We start from the raw sequence: 17,708 nt of genomic DNA, 5'->3' as shown, positions 1-17,708 counted from the left end.
CCGAGCCAACGGCCGGGGCTTCCTTCATGCCCGAGGAGGGTTCATGAAGCTCGTCACGCGCGCCCAGTGGGGCGCCCGCGCCTACCGGACGCCGAACGGGGCCACGCCCTACGGCCGAGCCCGCAAGGGCGTGAAGGTCCACTACCTCGGCGCCCCGTACAAGGATCGGGCGCACGACAAGTGCGCCGCCTACGTGCGGTCGTTGCAGGCCAGCCACATGGACGACAACGGCTGGTCCGACATCGGATACAGCTTCGTCGTCTGCACCCACGGCTACTCGTTCGAGGGACGCGGCCTCAAACGCCGCAACTCGGCGAACGGCAACACCACGCTGAACGACGAGAACTACGCGGTGTGCGCGCTCGTCGGGTCGTCCGGCCTGACGACGCCGACCGACCCGCAACTGAATGGAATCCGCGACACGATCGAGTACTGCCGCGAGAAGGGCCCGGCCGGCGACTGGCTCGGCGGGCACCGCGACGGCTACGCCACCACCTGCCCCGGAGCCGCGCTGTACGCGTGGGTCCAGGAGGGCGCACCCCGACCGAACGGCAGCACCACCCCCGAGGAGGACGACCCCATGGCCGCCATCACGAAGACCGACATCTTCAACGCCGTCTGGAAGACCGACGGCCTCGCGGCGCCGGCGGACGCGGCGGACGTGAAGACCAACCCGAACTGGCAGCCGCAGAGCATCTTGCGTGACATCCAGGCGCGTGTGCGGGCGAACGCGGCGGTAGAGGCCGGGCAGTCGGCGGCGATCGCGCGGCTCGCGCAGCTCGTCGGGAGCGGCGTCGACACCACCGCGGTGGTCGCGGCGGTGCAGCAGGCAATCACGGACGCGGTCATCAAGGTCGACGTCGACATCAACGGGGCCTCGGCCTGACCATTTTGCGCACATCCACAAAAAGGTCTCTGGCCTGCGCGTTTCGGGGCGCCCCGAAGCCGCACCCACCAACAGAAGGACACCACCATGAGAATCTTCGGCAGAGAGCCCGTCTACCTCCTCGGCTTCATCGCCGCCGCGCTCCAGTCCCTGTCCGCGTTCGGCGTCGACATCTCCGACGGCACCCAGACCGCCATCAACGCGCTGTCGGCGGCGGCCGTCGGCGTCATCACCGCGATCGTCCTCAAGAACGGCGCACTCGCCGCCGCGATCGTCCAGTTCGCGCAGGCCGGAATGGCGCTCGGCGTCGGTCTCGGGCTCGACTGGTCTGCCGACGACCAGAGCCGGGTCATGGCCGCGATCGCCGCGATCGTCACCCTGTGGCTGCGGGAGAAGGTCACCGCCCCGGTGGCCGAGACGCCCCTGGAGCGGTCGAGCCCCGTCAAGCAGCCCACCGTAGGCGTCTAGGTGAGGTGCCTGCTGTTGCGGCGGGCGCGGAAGCACCTCGGCCGCCGGGGCGTGTTCCTGATGATCGTCGGGGTTGGCCAGGTGTGCTGGGGCTCGGGCATGATCACCGACCCGCCGTCGACCGCCGGCCTACAGATCCTCACGGACCGCTGCCCGCTCAGCACATGGGCGTGGCTCTGGATCGGCGCAGGGGCAGTGGCGTGCGCGTCGGGATTCCTTCGCGTCGGCCGCGACTGGGCAGGCTTCCTCACCGCCTACGCACCCCCCACCATGTGGGCGTTCGCCTACACCGCCGCAGCAGTCGGCGGCGACTACTCCCGCGGCGGCTTCGTCGCGGTCTGGTACCTGACGATCGTCGGGATCATCATGTGGGCGTCCGGGGTGCCCGAGTACTCGGTTCCCCCAGCACCTCGACGGCCCCGGAAAGGTACGGCCCCATGAACGTTGGGGAGTGGGCGGCGCTGATCGGGGCGGGGGGAAGCGTCCTCGGGGGCGGGGGCTTCTTCATGGCCCGCGCCACGGTGCGCGCCGCACAAGCCACCGCGGCGGCGAACGAGGCGGCTGCTCTGGCGACTGCGGCGCCGGCCCAACAGCAGGCGAACTTGGCCGTGTTGGAGGCGACGGTGCGGCGGGTGGACGAGGAGAACGGCAGTCTTCGGGGGCGCATGTCCCGCCTGGAGAAGGTGGTGCTCGCCTTCTGGTCGACGCATGAGAGGTGGGCCCGCCAGATGGAACGCGAGGGCATTACGCCTGAGCCGGTGCATCCGTTGGTGGATGAGTACAACCGAACTGGGGTGTGACTGTGGCTGACGACGACCAGCGCCTGCATGTGCCGCGCGTGGATGAGGCGGCGGCGGATCTGGGGACGATGGTGGAACTGGGGTTGGCGGAGGAGCCGCCGGTGCCGTCGCCGTCCATCGCGCCGTTCCTCGAATCGGCCTGGCCGCCCGTGCCGGACGATGGCGCATGACGAAGCCCCGCTCGCCCCGTGAGGGGTGGGCGGGGCTTCGCGCTGTGCGGCCACATGTCAGTTCTCCTCCGTGGGCGTCGCGGAGGACTGGAAGCCGATGCGCTCAGCTTCGGCGGTCAGCGTCTCCCGCCATCCCTTGGGCGGCGGGTGATATTCACGGTCCATGTCTTCCTCGTAGCCCAGTTGGGGCCCCGATCCCGAGTCGGCCGGGAACTCGATACCGAGCCGTTGCGCATCAGCCAGGAGGGCATCGACGGCGATTGAAAGCCCACTGCGGATCTTGGCGTCACGCACCGGGGAGCGAGTGCGGAGCGTGCCCCACGTCGACACCTGCCCCGTTTCGGGGTCGGTGTCGAAGAATCCGTCGTCGTAGTAGGTGAGCACGGCATGCCAACCGCCGTAGAGCCCTTCGCCGATCAAGACGGAGGCTGGCACCCAGGTGACAGCGATACCTGCGGACCAGTAACGGCCCGAGTCGCTGATCATGTGATCCTCGTTTCTCGGTGTGGGTTACCAGTCTCGGGAGGGCTTGTTGACTGCACTGCGGAATACCTCGATGAGATGGTCTGGCATGCGATAGCCGACGACTTTGCCAAAGCCGGGACCCTGCGCCTGAATAGGCGCTTCCATGCCGTTGGGCCACCAGCCGTCCCGCGCCCCTCGGTCGAGGAGTCGTTTGAGGGCGGCACTGTGGCCGCGCAGGCTGCTGTCTTCACGGTCCCGCAGGTCGTCGGCGCTGACATATCCGCCGTCACGGTTGGCGGCTTCCTTCACGATGCGGCGGGCGCGATCGGGGAGGGCCAGGCAGTACCGCTCGGCTCGCTCGGGTGTCCAGGTGGTGTCGAGTTCGATTCGCCCGGCGTGCTTGGCGAGCAGGGCAAGTAGCTGCCCCTGGAAGTCGCCGGTGGGCTCCTCGACTGTGACGGTGATCCTCAACGGGCCTCCCGTTACGTTGAACGTGGATAGATGCCTGACTTACAAGGTGACGATAGCGCGACGGTTCTCGTTAGTCCAGCGTCTATTCGGGTTCATGCGAACGAGCGTCGTTGCTAGCGCATAACGTTCACTTATGCGCTGGGGACCCCGACGCCCCCGCCCCCAGTGGTGGGGTGCTGGGGGCGGGGGCGTCGGGGGCGTCTAGGTCGGTGGTTGTCCGCTGCCCCTGAAAGCAACGCCAGCGCCACGAACGGGGATGATGGTCCCTTCCTTCCCGTCGGCGAGGCGAAGCGTGGTCCTGCTGCCGTTCACCAGCTTGAAGGCCAGAGCCGAGTCCTCGGACTCCAGCGTGCCGGCCCACCACTTGGGCACACTGTCGGCGCTGACGGTGAAGCGCGCGTAAGCGGCGATCTCCTCGCCGTCGATGACCACCACGGCCTCGGTCTCATAGTTCTGTTCCATGCCGCGAGTCTGCCTTGCTCCACTGACAGTTGGGCGGACTCAGCCTCATGGCCACCCTCGATAACATGCCATATCGCGGGCGTAAAAACGGTACAATTAGCTATGCCTCAGAGTCCCGCTGACAACGAGTCCATGCATCTATTCTGGTACTGCCAGAGGTGCCTGAAGTCCTGCAAGGTGCAGCCGCCGACGGAAGCCCCAGCCTGCCGCTGCGAGCAGCCCGTTCCGGGACTGCATCCCACCCAAGTCGCCATCACCTCGACTCCGAAACAGCGCCGCCTCCACGCCCTTGACGATGAGGAGGCCCGCCTCAGGGCCCTAGCTCGCAAAGGCACGAAGGTCCGCGTCACGTTCGAGGCCACGGTCACCGACGCCATGCAGTGGACCGCAGGCGACCGGCGCGGCCTGGAGTTCGACCTCACGACCTCCGACGGACGCCGCTACTCCATCGACCCTCAACTCCCCGGCCTCCACATCGAAGCAGCCGACGAGGGGGACGCGTGACCGCCGAAGTCCTGCGCACGTACCGGTTCCGATGCGACGCAGCCAACTGCACAGTGTTTGACCTCTCCGAGACCAACGAGGTCCCCCACGGCTGGACCACAGTCGACAGCATCGCCCACCACTCCCACCCTCCGCTGCCGTCCGTAAAGGCAGGCCGTCGACGTCTCCAAGAGATCGACGTCAGGTCCCGTCGATCGTTCGGCCGCTTCCGTCTCCACCTGTGCCCCACCCACGTAGGTGCCTTGCGGGATCACACACCCCAGACCGACAACGAAGGTGAGCGCGGATCGTCCGTGGCCTGCTCCTGCGGTGCACGCCTTGCGTGGTCGACGGAGGAGACCAAGGCGCTCTGGGTCCTGCACTACACGACCGTCTCCGGTCGGCAGGAGGCTGAGCGATGAGCGACGACCTCGTCCCGCGCCAACCGGACGCCACCCCCGCCGTCTACGACGCTGCGACGCTCGCCGTCCTCGCCGCCATGGAAGAGGCAGCCGAAAAGCACCTCGACGCCATCCGCCCCCACAACACCAAGCGCGGCTACGCCAACGACTGGGCACTCTGGGAAGAGTTCCACGGCTGGCTCGCCGAACGGACCGGACAGGCGCTGCCGCTGACCGCCGTCACCAAGGGCACCCTCGTCGGATTCGTCGTCTGGCTCGACACCATCAAGCTCGCCGCCCCCAACTCCATCGACCGCAGGATCACCGGAGTCACCGTCACCGCCCGCAGCCTCGGCGTTGAGGTGCCCAAGGTCGCAACCGTCGCCGCGCGGCAAGCGCTCAAGCCACTGAAGAACGACCTCGACCGCATGGCGCGCGGCCGGGGCAAAGCCGCCGCCGTCACACCAGAGCAGCTACGGCAGATGAACGCCGCCGTCGCCGACGGACTCACCGGGCTACGCGATCGCGCCCTCTGGCTCATGGCCTTCGGCATCGCAGGCCGCTCCGCCGAAGTCGCCGCACTCCGAGCCGAGGCCATCGTCCACGTCAGCAACGGCCTTGACGTCCACGTCCCGGCCGTCAAGGGACGCCCGCCCCGAGACGTCGTCGTCGCCTACGGCAAGAACGTCGACACCTGCCCCGTCCGCGCATGGCTCACCTGGCGAGCCGCCAGCGGCATCACCCACGGGCCCGCCTTCCTGCCCATCGACGTCTGGGGGCACATGGGCGACCGTGCCCTGTCCGCCGAAGCGTGCCGCGAGATCATCGCCCGGAACGCCGAACGCGCAGGCGTCACAGTTCGCTTGACCGGGCACAGCATGCGGGCAGGGTTCATCACCACCAGCCGCAAGGCGGGCAAGCGCGAAGAGAAGATCCGCGCCCAGTCCGGCCACGCCGAGAACAGCCCCGCCTTCTGGGGCTACATCCGCGAAGCCGACAAGTGGACCGACGCCGCATCGGAGGACATCGGACTGTGACCACTACCTTCGCCCTTGATGACCGAGTTCAGTTCTGGGCGGACGAGCCGGATCTCCCGGCCGGCACGCCGGGGACCGTGACGGCCGTGCACCACGACGATGAGGGCTGGGTGGAGGTCCTACTCGACGACGGCCGCCGGTTCAGTGCCTTCGATGAGGTGCTGGAACCGCTGACTGACTGACGTAATTCCGGTCATACGTCTTCCCGTGTGGCTGGTTCAGGTGCATCGTGGTTCTGCGCGGATCTGAGCCCCCCAGGCTGTGACCCCCGCATCTGGCCCCGCCGTGTGCTGCGCGCCGGCGGGGCCACCGCCTTCCCGGCTCCCCACGGGGAGGCACCCCCAAGTCGCATTTCTGCGACCCTCGTGACGCCACCGCCGCGTAGAGCCGATGGAACAACTCGGCTACCGAGAGGCCACCATCCTGTACTTCATGGCCCACGGGGTCAGGTACCCGGCGACGGCGCAGTTCTTCGGCGTCCGCTCCCGAACGCACGTAGGCGGCTCCACCCCCGCCGATGGGTGTGGAGCCGCATATCCCCGGGTGGCCAGACGACCGTACTACCGCCCCCGGTCCACGCACCGGGCGTTCGCCGGGTTAGTCCGAACCCTCCCGGTCTGTGTGCTCTGCTGCCACACTGGTCGTGGTCTCGCCGCTGTCACCCCCGTCGGCGGCGAGACCGACTTCCACAGGAGGGTGTCGTGAGTGTCTATCGCGTGTACGGCTCGGTGAAGGCGTCGCCGCGCGAGGGCGACTGGGACCTTATCGCCGAGACGTCGGACCCCGTGCTGGCGACCGCAACGGCCCACGAGTCCGAGGGGACGTTCTGGCGGCGGCTAACCGAAGATGGGCACGTCGTCCTGGACCGAGTCTGACCAACCTTCAAGGAGCCCCGTGAACCACCGCCCGTACCCGAACACCGACCGCACCCTGCATCAGCTCCTGCGCCATGACGGGGAGTCCGGTCCATTCGTCCCGGCCGCACCGCTCCCCGAGTGGCGTCTGAACTTGGCACGACAGGCCAGCGCCGTTCTCGCCGCCGCAGCCGACCGCACTGCGCCGATCGTGGTGCGGCTCCCCCAGTTGCTCGGGAACGGCGGTGCGGTGAACACGTCAGCGGGTACGGCTGCCTTCGGGGCTGCCCTGAGGACTGCGGCCGACGCAGTGCGACGGGCTCAGGATGCTCGCCCCGATGACTTCGTCCTGAGATGAGCCCCGACCCGTTGCCAGCGCCCGCCCGTAGACTTGCGCCCATCAACCCCCAGGGCCTGCGGGCCCGCGAACAAGGGGATTGCTTCCCGCCCCGCCCGCGACGTGATGCACCGCAGGCGGGGCGGAGCTGCGTCCCGACCATGCGCGCGAACTATCTCGCGGGCGGCGCCTCGGGCAGCCGGCTCACGAACGTACCGATCCCCGGCTCCATGTACGCCAGCTTCGCCTCGCGCAGTTCCCGCAGCACACGCTTCGCCGTCACCTGACCGATGCCCGTCTCCTCCACCAGATCGTGTGCAGACGGAAGGCGAGTGCCCGGCGGGTACGTGCCGTTGTCGATGCGCTCCTCCATGAGGGCGTACACCTGCCGCCACCTGGGAATCTCCGGCTGCCAATCCATGATCCGACGCTAGGTCGACTACGCCGACTCGGCGAGATCAGACGGATCAGACAGCCCATCCAACCCATACCACCTATCTCACTCCTCTAAGGTAGACGCCACAAGACGAACCCCCGCAACCGTGCGACCGGTCCGGGGGAATGGACGACGCTCGATGAGGAGCACGCCATGGCGGATTCTACCGACGGCCCCATCCGGCGGGAATGGCAAGAGAGCGGCGGCAACGGACACCTGCAGGCTGTTGTCGACACCGCCCGCATGCGGGCCGACCAGGCATGGCGGGCCTATATCACCCACACCACCGAGCAGTGCCAGAGCACCTGCCGTTTCGAGGGCGTCGACTGCTCCAAGGCTGTTGAACTGAAGGCCGCGTGGAACGCCGCCAAAGCCGACGCGTGACCCCCCAAGGACCGCCTCGGCCGGCGCCGCCTCGGCGGGCCCGGCGGCCGGGGCTTTGGGTAGAACCGAACTCTCGGTAACTCTTCCACACCCCGCACACGGCACCTGTGCATACGGATGTGGGACGCACTCTTTTACCTGAGCAAAATTTGAGGTTGACTCGCGTTCAGCCAGGTCGATCGAGGAGCACCACCATGGACACGCCGAGAGCATGCGCCAACCGGGACAAGGTCGAGAGTTTCACCTCCCAGTTACCGGACTCCAGGCGCTGAACCGTGCTCCGGTCCACGCCGGCCAAGTGGGCAAGCTCCTCTTGTGTGAGCTTGCGGTCTGACCGCCACCCCCGAATTCGGTTCGCAACTTCTTGGCGGTCTTTCAGGACCCACGGTGGATGGTCTTCTGCCACCCGGTAAACGCTTTAGGCTTCATGATCACTTGTCAGCAGCAGAACTGCCGCTTTTCAAGATCGTGAAGGTCTCGGTGATCCCACGCCCAGCAGCCCCGAATGCCGCGCATCCTGGGGGCCTGGCCCAAGACGATCGCCCGCCCTCTGCCGAGCACCCCCGGCCGGGGCGGGCGATCTCATCTCCCATTTGATGACCCGAGCCTCGCGTCGCACACCCACAGACCGGCCAGGGCGGGGCGGTCGGACCACCCCTCCAGGTGGCAGCCCCGTCCTGGTCGCCCCACCCGCAGGTGGGAGAGTGGGAGACGAATGGGAGATGATCATGGAAAGAAGGCTCGATGAGCCTCTAACGGCCTCTAGAAACCTCTAGATCAAACGGCTGCGCATCTCTTGTCGCCTCGCGAATACGCCGCTCTGTTCGGTATCGGAAGGTTTGATATGGAGACCTGGTTGATGTCGAAGTCGAACGTCTTGGCGCCGGGTGCGAAGGAGCTGTTGAACGGCACGGTCTGCCAGACCACCGCGGCGCGGTCGTAGCCGAGCCGCTCGGCCACCGCGTACGCCACCGCCGACTCGAACCCCTTGCCGTTGGACGGCTCGTCGTTGTCGAACCAGGGGGCGTACGCGGGCTTGTCGGTGCCGACGGTCAGCTTTCCCGGTACCTCGGTGTCCAGCCCGCCGGGCGCGCAGCCCTGCTTCGAGCCCTCCTTGGCGCTCTCCTTGCCGGACGTGTTCGTCTCGGGCTGCGGCGAGCAGCCGGCCACGGCGGCGCAGAGGACGACGGCGGAGCACAGGGCGGTGACCAGGGAACGGTTGGCGAGATGCATAGCGGGAGACTCGCAGTGCCCGGGGCGGTCTGTCGAGAGATGCCCGACAGCTGTCCGCATGCTGGGAACGAGTGTTGCGGCACGGTGAACGGTGTGCCACGACACCCGCCCCCACGGCCCGCCCGCCACCGACCGGCCGCCACCGACCGGCCGCCCGCCGGCCGCTGTCAGCGGAAGCGCGACAGCACGTCGTACGGATACGGCAGCGGGCGCGCGCTCGCCTCGTCCAGCCGGGCTGTCTGACTGTCCGTCAACTCCCAGCCCACGGAGCCGAGATTGTCCGTCAGCTGGTCGAGTGTCCGGGCGCCGACGATCGGGGCCGTGACACCCGGCCGCTCCAGCAGCCAGCGCAGCGCCACCTGCGAGGGCGTGCGCCCCGCCTCGGCGGCCACCGCCTCCACGGTCTCCACGACCCGCCACGTCGCGTCGTTGTCCCGCGCCCGCCAGTCCTCACCGCCACGGGCCGCCTCGCGGCTGCCGGGCGGGACGGACGTCATGCCGCGCCGTTACTCGCCGGTCAGCCGGCCGCCCTGGAGCGGGCTGTACGGGATCACGCCGACGCCCGCCTCCGCGCACTGCGGCAGCAACTCCCACTCCACCTCGCGGGCCAGCAGGTTGTAGACCGGCTGGAGGCAGACGTACGGCTCCCAGCCCCGCCGGTCGGCGGCGTCGAGCGACCGCTGGAGCTGGCCGGGCGAGACGTTGCCGGCGCCCAGGTGACGGACCTTGCCCGCCGTGACCAGGGTGTCGAGCGTGCCGAGGGTCTCCTCGATCGGGGTCCGGACGTCCCAGACATGCGTCTGGTAGAGATCGATGTAGTCGGTCCCGAGCCGGCACAGGCTCGCCTCCACCGACGCGACGACGTGCTTGCGGCTCAGACCGCCCTCGTTGGGGCCCTCGCCCATCGGGAGGGCCACCTTCGTCGCGATGACGAGCCCGTCGCGCGGCCCTTCAGCCGGCCGCCGAGGACCTCCTCCGCGACGCCGCGGCCGTACGCGTCCGCCGTGTCCAGGAACGTACCGCCGGCCTCCGTGAAGGCGTCCAGGACACGGTGCGCGCCCGCCACGTCGTCCTTGGTGAACGTCATGGTGCCGAGACAGAGCTCGCTGACGCGCAACCCTGTCCTGCCGAGATTTCGCTGCTTCATGGGTCCGACGCCGGACGCTGGAGCGCACGCGAAGGTGAATCACCGTGCCCCGCACCGCCGCGCGGGGAGTTCAGCCGCCGGCAAGCACCGCGCAGGATTCCGGCGGCAGCCGCAACACCCCGTCGGCGCCCGGCGGTTCGACCGGGTCCCAGGCCAGCAGGACCTGGCCGGTGCCGCCGGCCAGCGGGATCTCGGCGGGCCGGTCCGACAGGTTCAGTGCGATCCGCAGATCACCGCGCCGGTACGCGAGCCAGCGCGCGCCCTCGTCGTACGCCGCCTTCACCGTCGCCAGGTCCGGGTCGGCCAGGTCCGGGTGGCTGTGGCGCAGCGCGATCAGGTCCCGGTGCCAGGCCAGCAGGCGGGCGTGCGGCTCACGGGCCGCCTCCGCCCGGTCCAGGCACGAGCGGTCCCGGGTGGCGGGGTCCTGCGGGTCGGGGATGGACTCGGCGTCCCACCCGTGCGCCGCGAACTCCCGCCGCCTGCCGTTCCGTACGGCCTCCGCCAGCTCCGGGTCCTGGTGGTCGGTGAAGAACTGCCAGGGTGTCCGGGCGCCCCACTCCTCGCCCATGAACAGCATCGGCGTGAACGGCCCCGTCAGCACCAGCGCGGCGGCGCACGCCAGCAGACCGGGGGAGAGGGTGGCCGACAGCCGGTCGCCGAGCGCGCGGTTGCCGATCTGGTCGTGGGTCTGCGCGTAGCCGAGGAAACGGTGGGCGGAGGTGCGGGCGGGGTCGACGGGGCGCCCGTGCGTCCGGGCCCGGAAGCTCGAATACGTGCCGTCGTGGAAGAAGGCACGGCTCAGCGTCTTGGCCAGGGCGGCCATCGGCCGGGCCGCGAAGTCGGCGTAGTAGCCCTGGGACTCGCCGGTGAGGGCGGTGTGCAGCGCGTGGTGGAAGTCGTCGTTCCACTGGGCGTGCAGACCGAGACCGCCCCCCGGGCGCGGTGTCGTCGTCCGGGGATCGTTCAGGTCGGACTCGGCGATCAGGAACAGCGGCCGGGCCAGCTCGGCGGAGAGCGCGTCGACGGCGGTGGACAGCTCCTCCAGGAAGGGCAGTGCCCGCGTGTCGGCGAGGGCGTGCACGGCGTCGAGACGCAGCCCGTCGAGGCGGTAGTCGCGCAGCCAGGCGAGCGCGCTCCCCAGCAGATACGCGCGGACCTCGTCCGAGCCGGGGGCGTCCAGATTGACGGCGGAGCCCCACGGGGTGTGGTGCGTGTCCGTGAAGTACGGGCCGAACAGCGGCAGGTAGTTGCCGGACGGGCCGAGGTGGTTGTGCACCACGTCGAGGACCACACCGAGGCCCAGGGCGTGCGCGGCGTCGACGAAGCGCTTCAGCGCCTCGGGGCCGCCGTACGGCTCGTGCACCGCCCACAGCGACACGCCCTCGTACCCCCAGCCGTGCGTCCCGGGGAAGGGGCACACCGGCATCAGCTCGACGTGCGTGATGCCGAGCGCGGCCAGCGGGGCGAGCCGCGCCGCCGCCGCGTCCAGGGTGCCCTCGCCGGTGAACGTACCGACGTGCAGCTCGTACAGCACCGCCCCCGGCAGCGGACGGCCGCGCCACGGGGAGGACCACGCGTACGTGTCCTGGTCCACGACCGCGCTGAGCCCGTCCGGGCCGTCGGGCTGGCGGCGGGAGCGGGGGTCCGGGAGCACGGGGCCGTCGTCCAGGGCGAAGCCGTAGCGCGTGCCGTGGGCCGCCGGGGCCTCGGCGGCCCACCAGCCGTCGCGCGCGGGGTCCCGGGTCATGACGTGCTCGGTGCCCGCCCGGCCGGCGCCCGCCCCGTCGGCCGCGTCCGCCGCGTCTGCCAGATGGAGGGCGACGCCGTCCCGCGCCTGCGGTGCCCAGACCTCGAACTGCACGGGTGCTCCCTCTCCGTGGTCACGGTGGTTGTCGTCGTCGGCGCTCGTCACCCTGCTGGTGACAAGACCCTCATGGTGACAAGAGTGCGGGCAACGGGCCCGATGATCACGTCGATTCGGCGGACACGACCGGATCCGGTCAGAACCGGTCGGGCGGGGAGCCGGTCCGGCCCGGCGCCAGGTGGATCCGCTCCTGGACCACGGGATAGCCGGCACGCGTGAAATGCGCGGCCATCGGGACGTTCCCCCGGTCCGTCGTACCCGCGACGAACCGCGCCCCGTTCTCCGCCAGCACGTGCGTGCACTCGGCCAGCAGGTCGTACGCGTACCCGTGACCGCGCTGCTCCGGTACGACCCCGACGAAGGCGACGCACGGCCCCGACGGGTTGTGCGCGGGCACCTGGATGCCGACGAGCGCGCCGGCCGTGTCGTACGCGAGCCGCCACCACTCGCGCGGGGAGGGGCACCAGTGGAAGAAGTCCAGCTCGTCCCGGGCCGCCCGGTCCAGGCCGGACTCCTCGGTCGTGCGCCGCGCGTGCGCGTCGAGCGTGGCCGAGTGGACACGTCGCAGCACGTCGAGGATCACGTCGTCGTCGGGCTCGGGGCGGAACTCCAGACGGCCCGGACGGGCGGGCAGCGGCAGATCGGACGTCCACCGGTACTGGAAGCGCTCGACCAGGGGCGTCATCCCCGCGGCCTGCGCGGCGCGGGTCCGGGACCCGACAGCCTTGCGGAGCGCCGGGTCCTCGCGCCAGCCGGCGGGGGCGATCAGCTCGTACTCGACGTGCCACGGCGCCCGGCGCAGCAGTTCGGCCCCCGCGTCCTCCTCGCCCTCGGCGACGTCGAACCAGTTGAGCAGCGCCGGCCGGGGGTCCTGCGGCCCGCCCCACCACCTCGCCGTCGCGGAGCGCCACCCAGCTCCACTCGGGGCGGTAGTCGCCGCCCTCGGCGGCGGTGCGGTACCCGACCCCGGTGATCGCGCGGCCGACGAGCCCCGCGTCGGAGAGCGAACGGAACAGCGGGGCCTCGGAGTCGGTGAGCGGACGGAAGACCGGATCGGTCACGGGAGTTGAGCCTCCAGGCGGCAGGGGGCGCTCACCGTAGAGGGCGGACAACCTGCCGTGCGAATCAATTTCGTCACCGAATTGAGCCCTTCTGGACACGTCAAGGACTCGGCCCGACAATCAGTCATGTGACGTCCTCGTTCGAGTTCCACACGTATCCGGCGCGGCTCTCCGACGCCGAGCGCGACCGTGTGCTCGACGTCCTGCGAGAAGGGGTGGCCCAGGGCAGGCTCTCGCACGACACCTTCATACGCCGGATGGACCTGGCACTGGCCGCGCGCAGGTCCGACGAACTCGACGTGCTCACCGCCGACCTGGACACCGACGGGCCGTGGTCACGGCGCCTGTTCAGCGCGGTGGGGCGGGCGTCCGCGTTCTCCGGGCGGCTGCGCAGGGCCTGGCAGGCCGAACGGCTCCCGAAGCTGCTGCTGCCGGTGCCGGGCCCGTACCCGCTGCTGATCGGCCGCGACCCGAGGAACGGGCTGCGGCTCAGCCACGACACCGTCTCGCGGCTCCACGCCGAACTCGGCATGCGGGGCGGGCGGTGGATCCTGCGCGACCTGGGGTCGACCAACGGCACGACGGTCAACGGCCACCGGGTGACGGGCACGGTCGTCGTACGCGCCGGGGACATGGTGAGTTTCGGCGAACTGAGCTTCCGGCTCGCGGCACGCTGAAGGCCCTTCACGGGCGGGGGGTACGCGGGCGGGCGGTGTGGTTCGTGGGCGGGCGCCTGTCGTGCGGGCGGCGGACCGGGCAACCTTCGCGCGGCGCCGACGGTCCCAGGTACGGGACCACACGTACGGGGGACACCATGGGCTGGTTCGACGAGGACACGAGGACCGACGCGGAACGGGCCTGGGACGCCTACACCAAGGCGAGCGGCAGGCTGGCGGTCGCGCAGCGGGAGCTGTTCGAGACGGATCCGCTGCCGGCGGTGCGCAAGGCACTGGCGGGCGGGGACGGGACCGGGCTCTTCGCCGCGCTGGACCTGCTGACGCAGGTGGGCTGGAACCGGCCGCAGTTGGTGCGCGCCGTCCTGCCCGAGCTGTACTCGTGCTCGCTGAGCCTGGGCAGGCCGGGCATCTTCGCCCGGCTGGTCCTCGGCAGGCTGAGCCGCGCGGGCGAGCGGTACACACGGGGCATGGAAGCGGAGATCGGCGCACTGATGGAGGCCACGCTGCGGGACGAGGGCGACGACGCCCTCGCCCTGCGGGCGCTCGGGCTGCTGCTGGAGGACATCGACTCGCCCGCTCTGATCGCCCGCCTGCGGGAGTTCGCACGGGCGTCGTCGGACGAGGACGTACGCGAACTGGCGGAGGAGTACCCGGAGGACGAGCACCCTCCGCCGCCGGGCGGTTAGGGCGTTGCGGGCGGCCGGCAGCCCGGCTGCCGCCGGGGTCCGCCGCTGCGGTGGACCCACGTCGGCCCTTGCGCGTACGTGACGTTCACGGCGGGGCACCGCGGGTGCCCCGTCCGGCGGACCCTCGTACGCACGCGGGCCACGCGACCTCCGCGGCCGGGTCCGGCGGGGGAAGCATCCACGTAACCGGGTGGGGTGGCCCTGGCGTTCGTCCTTCCGGGCTACGCGTGGCGCGGGGGTCTTCACGCGGGCGGGCGGCCCGGGTTCTCGTCCGTCAGGGGCACCTGTGGCGCTGGGGCATTCACGTGGGCGGGTGGCCCTGGCCCCGTGCTCCCGGGCTACCTGCGGGCGCGGGGATGCGTACGTCGGCCGGGTGTCCGGCAACATCATGAACCGGGCTACCTGGGGCGCGGGGATGCGTACGTCGGCCGGGTGTCCGGCAACGTCATGAACCGGGCTACCTGGGGCGCGGGGATGCGTACGTCGGCCGGGTGTCCGGCAACGTCATGAACCGGGCTACCTGGGGCGCGGGGATGCGTACGTCGGCCGGGTGTCCGGCAACATCATGAACCGGGCTACCTGCGGGCGCGGGGCATGCACGTCGCGGGTGGTCCTGGCGTTCGTTCTTCCGGGTTGTTCGGCGCGGGTTCTCGTCTTTCGGGCTACGCGTGGCCCGGAAGGTGTCCACGTACGCAGGCGGTCCCTCAGCCCTGTCCGTCCTCCCGGGCTGTTCGTGGCGCAGGAACGTTCCCGTAGGCGGGTGGCCCTGGCCTCGCGCTCCCGGGCTACCTGCGGCGCGGGGCATGCACGTCGCGGGCGGCCCGGGTTCTCGTCCGTCAGGGGCACCTGTGGCGCTGGGGTATCCACGTACGCGGGTCGCCCCGGCCCCCGTCCTCCCGGGCTGTTCGCGGCGTGGGGGTGTTCACGGGGGCGGGTGGCACCCGCCCCCGTCCTTTCCCGGTCACTCGCGGCGCGAGAGCAGCGCCACCGGGCTCGCCGACAGCAGTTCCGTCAGGGAGACCGGGCCGCCCGGGAACTCGCGGTCCGGGGACAGGGCGTCCGTCCAGCGGCCCGCCGGGAGTTCCAGCACCGTGCCCGACCAGCCGCCCGAGGCGGTCAGCCGCAGTGACAGGCGCGTCACCACCGAGATCACCTCGCCGGAGCGGACGAACGCCGTGCAGTGGTCCGCCGCCGGGCCCGTCGCCTCCAGGGGGGTGTACGTCGCCGACTCCGCGAAGGCGTGGGGGCGTTCGCGGCGCAGCGACAGCGCGGCCACCGTCAGGACGGTCTTCTCGTCCGGCGGGCCCGTACGGAACCGTTCGCGGTTGTCCGGGTCGACCAGGGCCAGATACTCCCGCTCCGTCCCCTGGTAGAGGTCCGGCACGCCCGGCATCGTGAGATGGACCAGCGCCGCGCCGAGCGCGTTCGCCCGCACGTGCGGCGCCAGTTCACGCGCGAGGCGGGACACCGCCTCGCGCGGCCGGCCCGCCGGGCCCGCCGCGACGAAGTCCCGGACCGCCTGCTCGTACACCGGGGCCTGCTCCGTCCAACTGGTGTGCAGCCCGGCCTCCCGGACGGACTTCAGCAGTGCCGGTGCCATCCGGGCGCCGTCCGGCGGCGCCTGCGCCGGGGTGAAGCCGACGGCCGTCTGCCAGGCCGTCCAGGCCAGTTGGGCGTCAGGCGCGGCGACCCCGGCCACCTGCCCGAGCAGCGCCCCCCACCGGTCGGGGCACTGGGACAGGACACTGATCCTGGCCCGTACGTCCGCGCTGCGCTTGGTGTCGTGCGTGGTCAGGACCGTGCCGGTGGCCGGCCAGTCGCGGGCCAGCCGCGCGCAGTACGCGTGGAACCGCTCCGGGCTCACCGCGGGCCGCCCCGGATCGCCGCCCACCTCGTTCGCCGACAGCAGCGGCACATGGCGGTAGAACGCCGTGTCCTCCACGGCCTTCGCGCGCAGCGCCGACGACGTCTGGGCGAACCTCGCGCAGAACGCCGTACGGTCCGGCCCGCCGCCCAGCCTGCCGAGCGCCAGCTCCCGTACGACGTCGACCGCCGCCGACTCCTCCGGCACCGCGAACGCCGCCTTCGCCTGCCGCGCGGCCTCCTCCGACACCGCCGCCTCGTCGGACTCCCGGCAGGGCCCGCCCGCCACCGTGTACGGCCGGTACACCGGCACCCGGACCAGCAGCTCCCGGATCGCCGTGCGCAGCGCCCACGGGGCGTGGTCCCGCAGGGCGAGATCGGCCGCGCAGATCCGGTCCGCGAGCCGGCCCAGTGCCTCGGTCTCGGCGGCCAGCTCGTCGATGACCACCTTGTACATGGCGCGGCGCACCGTCGCTTCCCAGTAACCGCCCCGGTCGCCCGCCGGGCCGGTGAAGTCCCGGAAACGGAGTGCCAGTTCGTCGGCGCCGACCGGGTCGGTGAACAGCCCGTCGATCCGGTGCAGCGCGTCGTACCCCGTCGTCCCGGCCACCGGCCAGCTCGCGGGCAGCGGCTCGTCACCGGTGAGGATCTTCTCCACGACCGTCCAGCAGGCGCCGCCCGTCTCCTCGTTGAGACGGCGCAGATACGCCTCCGGGTCGGCCAGCCCGTCCGGGTGGTCGATCCGCAGCCCGTCCACCACGCCGTCCCGGACCAGTTCGAGGATCTTGGCGTGGGTCGCGGCGAAGACCTCCGGGTCCTCCACCCGCACCCCGATCAGCTCGGAGATGGTGAAGAAACGCCGGTAGTTCAGCTCCGTACGGCCCAGCCGCCACCAGGCGGGCCGGTAGTGCTGGGCGTCCAGCAGCTCGGGCAGCGGCAGCTCCTCCGTGCCGGCCGCGAGCGGGAAGCGCTGCTCGCCGTGGCACAGCTCACCGTCCACGACGCGCAGCTCGTCCAGCTCCCCGCCGGCCGGCCCCGGCAGCACCGGCAGCAGCAGCTTGCCGCCGCCCGCCGCCCAGTCGATGTCGAACCAGCGGGCGTACGGCGACGCGGGGCCCTCCCGCAGCACCTCCCACAGGGCCTTGTTGTGCCGGGGCGCGGTCGCCATGTGGTTGGGCACGATGTCCAGCACGATCCCCAGTCCGTGCTCACGGGCCCGATCGGCCAGCAGCCGCAGCCCTTCCTCACCGCCGAGCTCCTCGCGGACCCGGGAGTGGTCGACGACGTCGTACCCGTGGGTGGAGCCCGGCACGGCCTCCAGCACCGGGGACAGATGCAGGTGCGAGACCCCGAGCGCGGCCACGTACGGCACCGCCTTGGCTGCGGCGGCGAACGGGAAGTCCGGCTGGAGCTGGAGCCGGTAGGTGGCAGAGGGCGTCATGCGAACGTACGTACCCGCTGAGCGGCGTCTCTGTCATCCGCTCACGCATTCGGCATCTACTCGCCACCGGGCCGACGCCCGA

Annotated in this window: 19 protein-coding genes and 3 pseudogenes; 12 read left to right on the top strand and 10 right to left on the bottom strand. The window is 70.9% G+C overall.

The features are described from left to right. Positions 1-43 precede the first annotated feature (43 nt). The 5 genes from OG875_RS04660 (at position 44) to OG875_RS04640 (ending at position 2,324) form a co-directional block, all read left to right on the top strand. Positions 44-886 (top strand): N-acetylmuramoyl-L-alanine amidase, encoded by an 843-nt coding sequence (locus tag OG875_RS04660; RefSeq protein WP_330172937.1) that lies wholly within the window; start codon positions 44-46, stop codon positions 884-886. 87 nt (positions 887-973) lie between these two features. Further along, positions 974-1,354 carry a hypothetical protein gene (locus tag OG875_RS04655; RefSeq protein WP_330172936.1) on the top strand — a complete coding sequence of 127 codons (381 nt, stop codon included), beginning with the start codon at positions 974-976 and terminating at the stop codon, positions 1,352-1,354. Then, positions 1,355-1,795, top strand: coding sequence for a hypothetical protein (locus tag OG875_RS04650; RefSeq protein WP_330172935.1), 441 nt, complete (start codon positions 1,355-1,357; stop codon positions 1,793-1,795). Then, complete coding sequence (locus OG875_RS04645; protein WP_330172934.1) at positions 1,792-2,154, top strand: hypothetical protein; 363 nt, start codon at positions 1,792-1,794, stop codon at positions 2,152-2,154. Before OG875_RS04650 ends, OG875_RS04645 begins: the two co-directional genes overlap by 4 nt. A 2-nt stretch (positions 2,155-2,156) precedes the next feature. Further along, positions 2,157-2,324, top strand: a complete 168-nt coding sequence (locus OG875_RS04640) for a hypothetical protein (RefSeq protein WP_330172933.1) — start codon at positions 2,157-2,159, stop codon at positions 2,322-2,324. Between the two features lie 57 nt (positions 2,325-2,381). On the opposite strand, the gene OG875_RS04635 is transcribed toward OG875_RS04640, so the two are convergent. The 3 genes from OG875_RS04635 to OG875_RS04625 all read right to left on the bottom strand — a co-directional run bounded on the left by OG875_RS04635 (position 2,382) and on the right by OG875_RS04625 (position 3,722). Continuing rightward, on the bottom strand, positions 2,382-2,810 hold the full coding sequence (locus tag OG875_RS04635; RefSeq protein ID WP_330172932.1) for a hypothetical protein: 429 nt from the start codon (positions 2,808-2,810) through the stop codon (positions 2,382-2,384). 24 nt (positions 2,811-2,834) lie between these two features. Continuing rightward, positions 2,835-3,260 (bottom strand): hypothetical protein, encoded by a 426-nt coding sequence (locus tag OG875_RS04630; RefSeq protein ID WP_330172931.1) that lies wholly within the window; start codon positions 3,258-3,260, stop codon positions 2,835-2,837. A gap of 201 nt (positions 3,261-3,461) precedes the next feature. Then, a complete protein-coding gene (locus OG875_RS04625) occupies positions 3,462-3,722 on the bottom strand; it encodes a hypothetical protein (RefSeq protein WP_330172930.1) in 261 nt (86 codons plus the stop codon). Between the two features lie 375 nt (positions 3,723-4,097). On the opposite strand from OG875_RS04625, the gene OG875_RS04620 reads away from it, so the two are divergent. The 4 genes from OG875_RS04620 (at position 4,098) to OG875_RS04605 (ending at position 6,518) form a co-directional block, all read left to right on the top strand. Next, a complete protein-coding gene (locus OG875_RS04620; protein ID WP_330172929.1) occupies positions 4,098-4,226 on the top strand; it encodes a hypothetical protein in 129 nt (42 codons plus the stop codon). A 397-nt stretch (positions 4,227-4,623) separates the two neighbouring features. Then, a complete protein-coding gene (locus OG875_RS04615) occupies positions 4,624-5,643 on the top strand; it encodes a hypothetical protein (RefSeq protein ID WP_330172928.1) in 1,020 nt (339 codons plus the stop codon). Then, positions 5,640-5,825, top strand: a complete 186-nt coding sequence (locus tag OG875_RS04610) for a hypothetical protein (RefSeq protein WP_330172927.1) — start codon at positions 5,640-5,642, stop codon at positions 5,823-5,825. The genes OG875_RS04615 and OG875_RS04610 overlap by 4 nt, the downstream gene beginning before the upstream one ends. A gap of 519 nt (positions 5,826-6,344) precedes the next feature. Next, a complete protein-coding gene (locus OG875_RS04605) occupies positions 6,345-6,518 on the top strand; it encodes a hypothetical protein (RefSeq protein ID WP_330172926.1) in 174 nt (57 codons plus the stop codon). Between the two features lie 488 nt (positions 6,519-7,006). Here OG875_RS04605 and OG875_RS04600 read toward each other — a convergent pair whose 3' ends face one another. After that, the gene (locus tag OG875_RS04600; protein ID WP_330172925.1) at positions 7,007-7,255 is read right to left on the bottom strand and encodes a GntR family transcriptional regulator; all 249 of its coding nucleotides are present in this window, start codon (positions 7,253-7,255) and stop codon (positions 7,007-7,009) included. A 168-nt stretch (positions 7,256-7,423) separates the two neighbouring features. Here OG875_RS04600 and OG875_RS04595 point away from each other — a divergent pair, with 168 nt between their 5' ends. Further along, the gene (locus OG875_RS04595) at positions 7,424-7,654 is read left to right on the top strand and encodes a hypothetical protein (protein ID WP_330172924.1); all 231 of its coding nucleotides are present in this window, start codon (positions 7,424-7,426) and stop codon (positions 7,652-7,654) included. 166 nt (positions 7,655-7,820) lie between these two features. Here the strand turns inward: OG875_RS04595 and OG875_RS30955 are convergent, their stop codons facing one another. From OG875_RS30955 to OG875_RS04575, 5 genes and pseudogenes are all read right to left on the bottom strand, one after another. Beyond that, on the bottom strand, positions 7,821-8,060 hold the full coding sequence (locus OG875_RS30955; RefSeq protein ID WP_443079063.1) for a helix-turn-helix domain-containing protein: 240 nt from the start codon (positions 8,058-8,060) through the stop codon (positions 7,821-7,823). Between the two features lie 434 nt (positions 8,061-8,494). Further along, positions 8,495-8,887 (bottom strand): annotated as a pseudogene (locus tag OG875_RS04590) (amino acid ABC transporter substrate-binding protein); the annotation flags it as partial. Between the two features lie 167 nt (positions 8,888-9,054). Further along, positions 9,055-10,034 (bottom strand): annotated as a pseudogene (locus OG875_RS04585) (aldo/keto reductase). 70 nt (positions 10,035-10,104) lie between these two features. Beyond that, complete coding sequence (treZ, locus tag OG875_RS04580) at positions 10,105-11,895, bottom strand: malto-oligosyltrehalose trehalohydrolase (protein WP_330172923.1); 1,791 nt, start codon at positions 11,893-11,895, stop codon at positions 10,105-10,107. A gap of 139 nt (positions 11,896-12,034) precedes the next feature. Beyond that, positions 12,035-12,959: pseudogene (locus OG875_RS04575) on the bottom strand (GNAT family N-acetyltransferase). Positions 12,960-13,087: 128 nt separating this feature from the next. Between OG875_RS04575 and OG875_RS04570 the strand changes: the two are divergent. Both OG875_RS04570 and OG875_RS04565 read left to right on the top strand, forming a co-directional pair. Beyond that, entirely contained in the window at positions 13,088-13,636 is a 549-nt protein-coding gene (locus OG875_RS04570) for a DUF1707 and FHA domain-containing protein (RefSeq protein ID WP_330172922.1), read from the top strand. Between the two features lie 137 nt (positions 13,637-13,773). After that, on the top strand, positions 13,774-14,322 hold the full coding sequence (locus OG875_RS04565; RefSeq protein ID WP_330172921.1) for a hypothetical protein: 549 nt from the start codon (positions 13,774-13,776) through the stop codon (positions 14,320-14,322). A gap of 961 nt (positions 14,323-15,283) precedes the next feature. On the opposite strand, the gene treY is transcribed toward OG875_RS04565, so the two are convergent. Next, a complete protein-coding gene (gene treY / locus OG875_RS04560; RefSeq protein WP_330172920.1) occupies positions 15,284-17,626 on the bottom strand; it encodes a malto-oligosyltrehalose synthase in 2,343 nt (780 codons plus the stop codon). Positions 17,627-17,708: the final 82 nt, after the last annotated feature.

Source organism: Streptomyces sp. NBC_01498 (genome assembly GCF_036327775.1).
Taxonomy (GTDB): domain Bacteria; phylum Actinomycetota; class Actinomycetes; order Streptomycetales; family Streptomycetaceae; genus Streptomyces.
Note: the sequence above shows the minus strand (reverse complement) of the source record. Positions and strands in the feature narration are given on the sequence as shown.